We start from the raw sequence: 8,553 nt of genomic DNA, 5'->3' as shown, positions 1-8,553 counted from the left end.
AGCCAAGAATATTCTTGAAAAGCTCACGCAGAGGCGCAGAGGCGCAAAGAAAAATTTGAAAATCACGACTTTTGCAAGAAGTCTAATACTTAAATTTTCCATACTAAAGGGCAATTTAAAAAGATAATTCTTGAAATAACTCCGTTAATGGCAGCGTGAAATTGGGAATTATATCTTCTCCATCCAGACTATCTTCTAATTTTAAAAGTTTAGATGGCTTAGGTTTATGGTAAACTAATACACTTTCTTCATCGGGCAATATCTCCCATACGAGACGAGTTCCGTTATCAAAATATTCTACTAATTTGTTATGAATTTCTTCAAAAGTATTGTTGGGAGAGATAATTTCTACAGCTAAATCGGGAGCGCCTTCAAAAAATCCTTTGGGTAATCGTTTTAATCCTTGTAAACGATCCTTTGCGATAAATGCCAGATCGGGCGCTCGCTTATTGCCAGTTTTCATTTTAAAAGCGGTACTCGAATCACACGTTATACCGAGTTTATGACTACGAACAAAGCCTGTTAAAAAATATCCGAGAGTAAGGGCTAAATAGCCATGTTCCAGACCTGAATTTGCCACAAAAACTAACTCTCCATCCACATATTCGTAACGATTGCCGTCTTGAGGCAATGACATAAACTGTTTGTCTGTCAAAATCCTTGACTTGGTTTGAGTCTGCTGTAATTCTGAATCGGCAGATAAAACCATTACGTTTGCTTGAGTCATGAGATTAAATTTTCACAAAAACCGGAAATACAAAGCTAATTTTATTGTAAGGGCGATCGCTATTTAATCGGCAAAATACGCACCTTAGATTGGGCTTTGTCAACTGTGACCAAAGCACCTGACAAAAGTAAAGACTCAAACTGCTTCAGGGCTGAAATGACTATATTTTCAATACTACTGGGCAAAATATCCTGAGTCCGAACCTGAATCACACTGGGAGTATTTGCACCCGTCGCAGCTAACAGGGAACCGAAGTCTAAATCGTGGGTAAAGACGATATACCCATTAGTTCTTGCCCAATCCATAATTATCGAATCTTTCTCACGGCGATCGCCAACAGTAGACCAGTGAACAGCGTTAATATTATACTTCTCAAAAACCGCTACCCAATCAGGGGAAAGGTTCATATCAATCAAAATTTTCATGCGCTTATTAGAGGGACTTCAATTTCCTCCGCCCGCCATGCAGCATAAGCAAGTGCCTCATATATATCCGCTTTTTCTAGGTAGGGATAAGCTTTAAGGATATCATTTGCACTGTGTCCAGATGCCATTAAGCCGACGATAGTACCAACTGTGACACGCATTCCCCGAATACAGGGTTTACCGCCCATTACTTCTGGGTTGCGGGTAATTCTAGTAAGATTTTCCATGGCTTTTGTCTCGCTATGGCTGATTGGATTTGGAAACCTAAAATGGGTCTATTATCGCACTCTATAAGTAATGCGATCGCTATTTAAATGGAGATTTTTATAATCTCCTAAGTTATTTAAAACTGGATATTTTCATACAAATCAGCCAAACTCATCTCCAAAGAAATCGTTGATAATGTCATGCGATCGCCTAAATTTTTATATTCCCTAAAAATCCATTGCTGATCCTCAGTTTTAGCATAATGCTCAACACAAACCGTATATTGATCAATCAATAAATACTCCTGAAAACTAGCAACAGAGCGATAAGCCGCAAACTTAGCATCCTTGTCATAACTGCGAGTCCCCAAAGACAACACCTCAGCAATTAACAATGGATTAATCACCGTATCTGTGCGCCCCGCCATTAACTGCATAGGTTGTGACAACACCATCACATCAGGATAGGTAAACTTATTTAACTGGGGAATCCATAACCTTTGATCCGTAATAAAACAACGAAAAGGCTTACCACGTAACCCCGACTTGAGGATCACCATCAAATTACTAGCAATATCATTATGATTTGGCGTTCCCCCAGTCATCGCTATAATTTCCCCATCATTATACTCGTGACGTTCTTCAGCGCGAACTTCAAGCTCCAGATATTCTTCAGCCGTGTAAATTTTTGATCCAGACCTAGAGAGAGTAATCATCATCAACTCCTATGCCTAACTGATATATCCTAGATTAACCCCAAACTATTTTTCACTCCATCGCTTCATTCACCGGGAATCGATCAATTAACTGCATCGCCCTTTGAGCATTACGTCGCAAAGAATCGGGTAAATGAGGAACATGAGGAATTTGAGATAATAAATCTAAAGTTCGACGTAACAACCTCACCACATCTCCTTCATCCAAAGTAGTATTTTCACACAATTGCACCCAATCCATCCCCAACGCCCACTGTTCAGCGATCGCTATTAACTCAAATTCCAACCAAATTGGCAACGCCACATTATAACGTCGTTGTAGTTGGAAAATTTGCCGACGAATCCCCCTTAATTTCGCCAAAGCTTCAGCCACTTCTTCACTCACATCAAAACGCACCTTACTATCTGGTCGTGGAGTTTCTATCACCAAAGCTGCCACGGCCGCCGCTAAATGGTGTGGATCTAAATTATTTAATTCACCACTAGCAAAAACTAAACCCACCCATAACTCATTTTCACCGCGAATAGCAGCCGCCATTTGCCCCAATACCGTAGGAATTAAGTTATCCAAACCGCCAAAGTGCTGTAAAATTTCAATTAAACTGAGAAACTCTTCCCAATGTCTTTGAGATTGTTCCCCCACTCGTCCTTCTAATTCTTCCAGTTCCGCTTCTAATTCCACACAACGGGCTTTGCGTTTAAATATATTGGCAGGATTTCCAAATTCATTTAGGGGATGTTTTTCCAATTGCTGCTGGATTGCATTCACCCGACTGAATTGTTCCATCACTTCCGGGGGCATATTTACCACCCCTTCAGTATCAGGGATACATTGGGCAATCAGGGCGGTTTCTCCATTACCCCGCACGCATTGACCCCGTTTCAATATCATTTCTGCCGGTGGTAAAATATGATTGGGAACTTCTACCCTGGGCAATTCAGCATATAAATCAACTACATCGGCAACAGTCGCCACATACCAACGATTATCCTGTCCCAAACAGACAAAATAAGATGTATCCGTTACACTCGTTGTTTTAGCAATTAACACAGTTGTGATTGGCAAAGTAGCTGTGATGTTTTTATCGTTGAGGCTCAACAATGTGCCACACACGGCAAAGTCGAGCATCATCACCAGTTGTTCTTGTCTATCTTCCCGTGCTTGTTCTTGTAAAGTTCTTAATATTTGACGTTCAACTTTTAGTCGTTGACGGAGTTTTTCATACACCGCCAATTCACTTTCATCAACTGCGGCGGTTTCTGCCTGGATTTGGGCTAACTCTGCTTTGATTGCGGCAATTTCTTCGTAATCTGGTCTTAAATGCAAAGTCGCCATGTACTGCCCAAAACTGCGTTCTATCAGTTCTCTAGCTTGCTCTAAGGTGTGGGTTTGTAGTAAGTTGAGAACCATCCCATAACTAGGCGTAAATTGACTAACTAGGGGATCTGCCTGGGATGTGGCTAAATAAGCCGCTTCTTTAGCGCCTTCAAAGGGGGTTTGAACTGCTACTACATAACCTTGAAGATCCATCCCCCGACGACCAGCCCGCCCGGACATTTGCAGAAATTCGGACGCTTTTAAGAGTCTGTGTCCGTTGTCGGTACGTTTAGAAAGGGTGGATATAACTGTGGTTCGGGCTGGCATATTAATTCCTGCTGCCAAGGTTTCAGTAGCAAAAACTACTTTAATTAGTCCTTGTTGAAATAGTTCTTCGACTAAAACCTTCCAAGCTGGCAAAATACCGGCATGGTGAGCGGCTATTCCTCTGTAGAGTGGGGCAATTTGTCCAGCCCTCCCTGCTTCGGGATTGCGGGCTAAAAAGTCATCAATTTGTCGCCGTAATATTTGGGATTCTTCGTTATTTACGAGCCATAAATCACCTACTTCTGCCACGGCTTTATCACATCCGCGACGACTGAAGATAAAGTAAATGGCTGGTAACATATCCCTTTGTTCTAGTTGGCTGAGAAGAAATGGGATGCTTGGTGGTTCTGGTCTACCGCTTCTGCCTCTGTCCCCTTGTCCTTTTTTGCTACGTTTTGATAAGCGGGGGTTGATTTTGGTTTTGCTGTCGTTGAGGAGGGGAAATAGTCCTTTGGGATTACAAAAGCTAAATTCTAGGGGAACGGGGCGAAAATCGGAGTAAATCAGGTCTGTGGGTCCATGAACGCGATTTAGCCAGTCTGTGAGTTGATCACTGTTGGCGACGGTGGCTGATAGGGCTACCAGTTGGACTTCACGGGGACAATAGATGATGGATTCTTCCCAAACTGTACCCCGTTGGCGATCGTTCATGTAGTGGCATTCGTCTAGTACCACTGCTTCCACGTCTACTAAGGAGATGCCAATTTGTCCGATGGGTGTGCCATAGAGCATATTCCGAAAAATTTCTGTGGTCATGACTAAGATTGGTGCTTCTCTGTTGATGGAAGCATCCCCGGTCAATAGTCCGACCTGATCGAAACCGAATTTTTCGCGGAAGTCACGTAACTTTTGATTAGACAGTGCCTTGAGGGGGGTGGTATAAAATACCCGTTTTCCTCGCGCTAGGGCGCGATAAATGGCGTATTCCCCGACTAAGGTTTTACCTGAACCTGTGGGCGCACAGACGACAACGGAGCGTCCGGCATTCAGGGAAGCGATCGCATCCTTTTGGAATTGATCCAGTTCAAAGGGAAAAATCGACTTAATGTCGAGTTCTGAAGATGGGACGGGATAGTTCACTCAATCATCTATTGCGACCAGACTGTTTACTATCATAACGTGATTAGTCGTTTGCTAGGTTGATACCAAAAACTGAGTTGTAGGGGCGGCTGGAATGATGTTAATTTTTGTAAATAAATCCTAAGATTCGTTGTGACTCAAGCTAAATAGTTTTTCTGGTTGTGCGATCGTGGTGATAGTTTCAGTAACGGCTAGTCCTTACATGGTGGATTTCAGTCCCATTAGTTGCATCTACGATAAAATAATTTCACGGTTCTGATTTTATCTAAAACTCTATTATGACTATTGCTGAACAGATTTATGCACTTGTTCAAACTCTTCCCCAAGATCAAGCTGATGAGATTCTGAATTTTGCTGAATTTATCCGTGCCAAACATCTAAATACTAAGCAAACTGTTAAAAATATTAACGAGTTACCTTGGTCAGAATTTGTTTATTCACTTGCTGGAACTTGGAAAGATGACTTTCCCACTTTAGAAGAAATTCGCGCTGAATCGGGACAGGATAAAGCAACCGAAAAACAATCCCAAAAAACCAGTAGAAATTTTTTACTTTCAATTGCAGCTTTGGGAAATTCAGTAGAAAAGGATGTTTCAGAGCGAGATGAAAAAATTCTAGCCAATGAAGTTGATCCTATTCGCGGTTGGAGTTTACATCAAGATGAGCAAGTATGAGGTGTAGCTGTTTCTAAGACAGTTTGTACAGCTAGTTTTTGAGCGATCGCTCTTCTAGGCTAAGTTAATGAAGTAATTAAACAAGGCTATGATGTAGGAACAAACCTTTGATTTCTTTCCCTCCTGCTAGTTTATGGAGATATAAAATGAGTGTACAGTTCAGAGAAAAAGCTTTGATGGCTTATGAAACCATGCCATTGAATCAAAAACATAAAGTTTTTGAGGTAATACAGCAGCTAGATGTCAAAAATTCACACCAATTAAACTCTGATAAACTCGATAACACGGATACGTGGGTGGTAAGAGTAGATGGAAGTGTGCGGCTACTATTTAAAAAAACAGATCAGGGTTTTTTGATAATTGATATTATTGATCATAAAAAGGAAGATTATTAGTGATCACTCTTTTTCCTTATAAGTTTGATATCAACAAATGTGATCAACAGATTCAAGAACTGCAACATTTTCTAACGGCTAATTTAGCGATTTCAGAAAGTGGACATAAAGAATGAATACTACGGATAATTCCCCAGAGTCAGATAGATCATCAGAGATTTTAGTATCTGTAACTCTATTACAGAATCAGCTTAATGACTTACTCAAGCAACTATCACCAGAACGATTACAAGTGCTTGCTGATTTTGCTGCTTACTTAGCCAATGCTGAAAGCGAAGCTGCAACCCAAGAACTTTTAGCAATTCCTGGTTTGCTAGAACGAGTGAAGCAAAATCAAACCACCCCTAAAACCCATTACACAAACTGGAGAAACCTTCGATCTGATGTATGAAGTTGTTCTCCATCCCGATGCCCAAAAGGTTTATATTAATGCTGATAAAGCCTTAGCAAAGAAAATTGCCCGATGTTTGCAGCAGTTAGAGCAAACCCCCCATTCCCATCCCAATATCAAGGCTCGTGAAAATAGAAATAGCGCGATCGCTCTCCTTTAGTCTAAACTCCACGTGGCAAAGGTCGTCCCCGTTCTCATGGTGTAAAATTTAAGCTGAATGACTCAACTACATGGTGGTGGTGCATCATATACTACTCGATTGGGATGTAACCGCATTAACTTATCTGCGGGTATATCACTGGTTTGATTGATAAAACTAGCACAACCATATTCTGAATCCCACAAGCTAATCGGACGTGTAGGTAGATTTTCGCATACCAGCTTTAGCTGTGCAGCGGCCTTTTGAATTGGATTTTCAAAACTGGTAATGCGTTGATGTAATAGCGGTAAAGCCCAACTTTCAGATGTTTCTGGGATGACGACAATTGTGCTGTAGCCTTGTCCCAAGGTTACGGGTTTTGCTCCTGACATTGGCTGTTTTTGATGCTGATATGTTCTGTCCTTTAACGTCGGTGCATCTATTCTTGTCCTTAAGCCAAAGGCATCGCTCCGCTGTCCGTACACATCGCTGTAAGGATCGCTGGTGATGGTTGGGTGAGATGATGTGAACAGATAAGGGCTTTTGGGTTGTAATTTAGGGTTATTAATGATCGGTATTGTTGGGTTTCATTGCGTCAACCCAACCTACAAACTACTACTTTTTAATACCTTTAATAAATGCTGTTCTTGCATCAATAATGGAAGGCATTAAAACACAACTCGCCAATAAATCTATATCTAAGTTTGGCAATAATTGACTTTGATTAACTTGCTCATAATTATCATTTTTGAGATGATAGAGAAATAATTGATCGTTTTCCCAAAACCAAGCTTCTGTAATATTAAATCTTTTGTATTTTTCTAGTTTATGAAAACTACCACTGGTAATATTAATTTCAATTGCTAAATCTGGATTTTCTTTTTTTTCTCCGATGTAATAAGATTCGTCAGGTTCAAAGGAAGCATTCTTTTCTTTTGCGCGACGAGTAGCACTACCTACTGGAATCAGATTTATACCTATTTCACAGGAATATAATTCTAGTAAAAAACCAAGAATGGTTTTAATCATTTCATGTTGTTCACTCAGCGTCATAAATTCGATGCACCCATCAAGATAAGTTATCCGCAAACCTGCTGCGTCTGCGGTTAAGGTTTCTATTGTTTCAAATTCCTCCCAGGTGTAATGGCCAGGTAGAAGAAATTGCTGTTCGGAAATTGTGGTGGTTTTGTCTAAGGTTTGGATAGTCATAGTAATTTTCTGGTTATGACTTTAATCTTGATTATAACTCATGGTCAGGTGATAATTATCTGGCGAGGTGAATATTTCCAGGTGTATCTGTCATGGTTCTATTGTATTCTCTTATTTACACGATAGCTCCGCTCGTCGAAGGCATCGCTCCCCTGGCCGTAAACATCGCTGGTGATGGTTGGGTGAGATGATGTGAACAGCTATAGGGTTTTTGGGTTGTAATTTAGGGTTATTAATAGTGGGTTATGTTGTTGTTCACCCACCTTCAATAACTTTTTTAAGCTGAAATCCAGTTTTCTAATTTTAGCTCGGAAATTCGGCTATAATGACGAGTGTTGTTAGTTACTAAAATATGGTTTCTAGTTATTGCAACACTGGCAATTAATAAATCAAAATCTGCTACTGGTTGTCCTATTTTTCTAAGTTCGGCTTTTAATTCTCCAAACTTTTTGACAGCATTATTATCTAAATGTATAACTTCAACATCTTGAATGAATTTTTCTGCACGAGTTAAATTTTCTGATATTTTTTGAGAATTGTAAGCACCAAAATACAATTCAGCTACGGTGATGTTGCAAATATAAATTTGCTCCCATCCTATTTGTTGAATTTTATCTCTGACGGAATTAATGTTTTTAATCCAGTAAATGCAGATGTCAGTATCTAATAAATAATTCATAAGCTAATATCGTAATTAGAAATAGTTCGGCTATCATAAATCTCTTTAACTATTTCTGCTGCTGTACGTTCATCTTCCCAAGCACCATATTTTTCTATAAATGTGTCTAGTGGATGTGGTTTTTGGGTAGATGAGAAAGTTATCTCATTTTCTTGATGATGATTTTCTGTTTGTGGATAACGTTTTTTGAGTAATTGAATAAAATCTAGTAGTAAGATTTGCGCTTCTTCTGGTAAGGTGTCAATATCTTTAGATATTTCTGCAATT

At 40.0% G+C, this 8,553-nt stretch carries 13 protein-coding genes; 4 read left to right on the top strand and 9 right to left on the bottom strand.

What is annotated here, in order from left to right:
• Positions 1–115: 115 nt before the first annotated feature.
• The 5 genes from VB711_RS15230 to VB711_RS15210 form a co-directional block, all read right to left on the bottom strand.
• Positions 116–727 (bottom strand): Uma2 family endonuclease, encoded by a 612-nt coding sequence (locus tag VB711_RS15230; protein ID WP_323286972.1) that lies wholly within the window; start codon positions 725–727, stop codon positions 116–118.
• 59 nt (positions 728–786) lie between these two features.
• Positions 787–1,152 carry a DUF5615 family PIN-like protein gene (locus tag VB711_RS15225; RefSeq protein ID WP_323286971.1) on the bottom strand — a complete coding sequence of 122 codons (366 nt, stop codon included), beginning with the start codon at positions 1,150–1,152 and terminating at the stop codon, positions 787–789.
• Positions 1,149–1,379: a DUF433 domain-containing protein gene (locus tag VB711_RS15220; protein WP_323286970.1), complete on the bottom strand. Its 231-nt coding sequence runs from the start codon at positions 1,377–1,379 to the stop codon at positions 1,149–1,151. Before VB711_RS15220 ends, VB711_RS15225 begins: the two co-directional genes overlap by 4 nt.
• A gap of 116 nt (positions 1,380–1,495) precedes the next feature.
• Positions 1,496–2,077: a Uma2 family endonuclease gene (locus VB711_RS15215; RefSeq protein WP_323286969.1), complete on the bottom strand. Its 582-nt coding sequence runs from the start codon at positions 2,075–2,077 to the stop codon at positions 1,496–1,498.
• Positions 2,078–2,126: 49 nt separating this feature from the next.
• The gene (locus tag VB711_RS15210; RefSeq protein ID WP_323286968.1) at positions 2,127–4,799 is read right to left on the bottom strand and encodes an RNA helicase; all 2,673 of its coding nucleotides are present in this window, start codon (positions 4,797–4,799) and stop codon (positions 2,127–2,129) included.
• Between the two features lie 278 nt (positions 4,800–5,077).
• On the opposite strand from VB711_RS15210, the gene VB711_RS15205 reads away from it, so the two are divergent.
• The 4 genes from VB711_RS15205 (at position 5,078) to VB711_RS15190 (ending at position 6,419) form a co-directional block, all read left to right on the top strand.
• Positions 5,078–5,473: a DUF2281 domain-containing protein gene (locus VB711_RS15205; RefSeq protein WP_323286967.1), complete on the top strand. Its 396-nt coding sequence runs from the start codon at positions 5,078–5,080 to the stop codon at positions 5,471–5,473.
• Positions 5,474–5,619: 146 nt separating this feature from the next.
• Positions 5,620–5,868: a hypothetical protein gene (locus VB711_RS15200; protein WP_323286966.1), complete on the top strand. Its 249-nt coding sequence runs from the start codon at positions 5,620–5,622 to the stop codon at positions 5,866–5,868.
• Between the two features lie 112 nt (positions 5,869–5,980).
• The gene (locus tag VB711_RS15195) at positions 5,981–6,259 is read left to right on the top strand and encodes a hypothetical protein (RefSeq protein WP_323286965.1); all 279 of its coding nucleotides are present in this window, start codon (positions 5,981–5,983) and stop codon (positions 6,257–6,259) included.
• Positions 6,252–6,419, top strand: a complete 168-nt coding sequence (locus VB711_RS15190; RefSeq protein ID WP_323286964.1) for a hypothetical protein — start codon at positions 6,252–6,254, stop codon at positions 6,417–6,419. The genes VB711_RS15195 and VB711_RS15190 overlap by 8 nt, the downstream gene beginning before the upstream one ends.
• A 62-nt stretch (positions 6,420–6,481) precedes the next feature.
• On the opposite strand, the gene VB711_RS15185 is transcribed toward VB711_RS15190, so the two are convergent.
• The 4 genes from VB711_RS15185 to VB711_RS15170 form a co-directional block, all read right to left on the bottom strand.
• Positions 6,482–6,790 (bottom strand): hypothetical protein, encoded by a 309-nt coding sequence (locus VB711_RS15185; RefSeq protein WP_323286962.1) that lies wholly within the window; start codon positions 6,788–6,790, stop codon positions 6,482–6,484.
• Between the two features lie 223 nt (positions 6,791–7,013).
• Positions 7,014–7,607 carry a Uma2 family endonuclease gene (locus VB711_RS15180; RefSeq protein ID WP_323286961.1) on the bottom strand — a complete coding sequence of 198 codons (594 nt, stop codon included), beginning with the start codon at positions 7,605–7,607 and terminating at the stop codon, positions 7,014–7,016.
• Positions 7,608–7,884: 277 nt separating this feature from the next.
• Positions 7,885–8,286: a type II toxin-antitoxin system tRNA(fMet)-specific endonuclease VapC gene (vapC, locus tag VB711_RS15175; protein ID WP_323286960.1), complete on the bottom strand. Its 402-nt coding sequence runs from the start codon at positions 8,284–8,286 to the stop codon at positions 7,885–7,887.
• Positions 8,283–8,553: hypothetical protein (locus VB711_RS15170; protein WP_416233585.1), on the bottom strand; the 271-nt coding region annotated here is incomplete at its 5' end. The genes vapC and VB711_RS15170, both read right to left, overlap by 4 nt.

Source organism: Cronbergia sp. UHCC 0137, from assembly GCF_034932285.1.
In the GTDB taxonomy this organism is placed as follows: Bacteria; Cyanobacteriota; Cyanobacteriia; order Cyanobacteriales; family Nostocaceae; genus Cronbergia.
The sequence above is the reverse complement of the archived record's forward strand: the minus strand, read 5'-3'. Positions and strand labels throughout refer to the sequence as shown.

What these genes read in the sequence shown, in the direction of transcription:
- VB711_RS15230 (WP_323286972.1), bottom strand. Translation starts at nt 727, where the DNA reads ATGACTCAAGCAAACGTAATGGTTTTATCTGCCGATTCAGAATTACAG.
- VB711_RS15225 (WP_323286971.1), bottom strand. Translation starts at nt 1,152, where the DNA reads ATGAAAATTTTGATTGATATGAACCTTTCCCCTGATTGGGTAGCGGTT.
- VB711_RS15220 (WP_323286970.1), bottom strand. Translation starts at nt 1,379, where the DNA reads ATGGAAAATCTTACTAGAATTACCCGCAACCCAGAAGTAATGGGCGGT.
- VB711_RS15215 (WP_323286969.1), bottom strand. Translation starts at nt 2,077, where the DNA reads ATGATGATTACTCTCTCTAGGTCTGGATCAAAAATTTACACGGCTGAA.
- VB711_RS15205 (WP_323286967.1), top strand. Translation starts at nt 5,078, where the DNA reads ATGACTATTGCTGAACAGATTTATGCACTTGTTCAAACTCTTCCCCAA.
- VB711_RS15200 (WP_323286966.1), top strand. Translation starts at nt 5,620, where the DNA reads ATGAGTGTACAGTTCAGAGAAAAAGCTTTGATGGCTTATGAAACCATG.
- VB711_RS15195 (WP_323286965.1), top strand. Translation starts at nt 5,981, where the DNA reads ATGAATACTACGGATAATTCCCCAGAGTCAGATAGATCATCAGAGATT.
- VB711_RS15190 (WP_323286964.1), top strand. Translation starts at nt 6,252, where the DNA reads ATGTATGAAGTTGTTCTCCATCCCGATGCCCAAAAGGTTTATATTAAT.
- VB711_RS15185 (WP_323286962.1), bottom strand. Translation starts at nt 6,790, where the DNA reads ATGTCAGGAGCAAAACCCGTAACCTTGGGACAAGGCTACAGCACAATT.
- VB711_RS15180 (WP_323286961.1), bottom strand. Translation starts at nt 7,607, where the DNA reads ATGACTATCCAAACCTTAGACAAAACCACCACAATTTCCGAACAGCAA.
- vapC (WP_323286960.1), bottom strand. Translation starts at nt 8,286, where the DNA reads ATGAATTATTTATTAGATACTGACATCTGCATTTACTGGATTAAAAAC.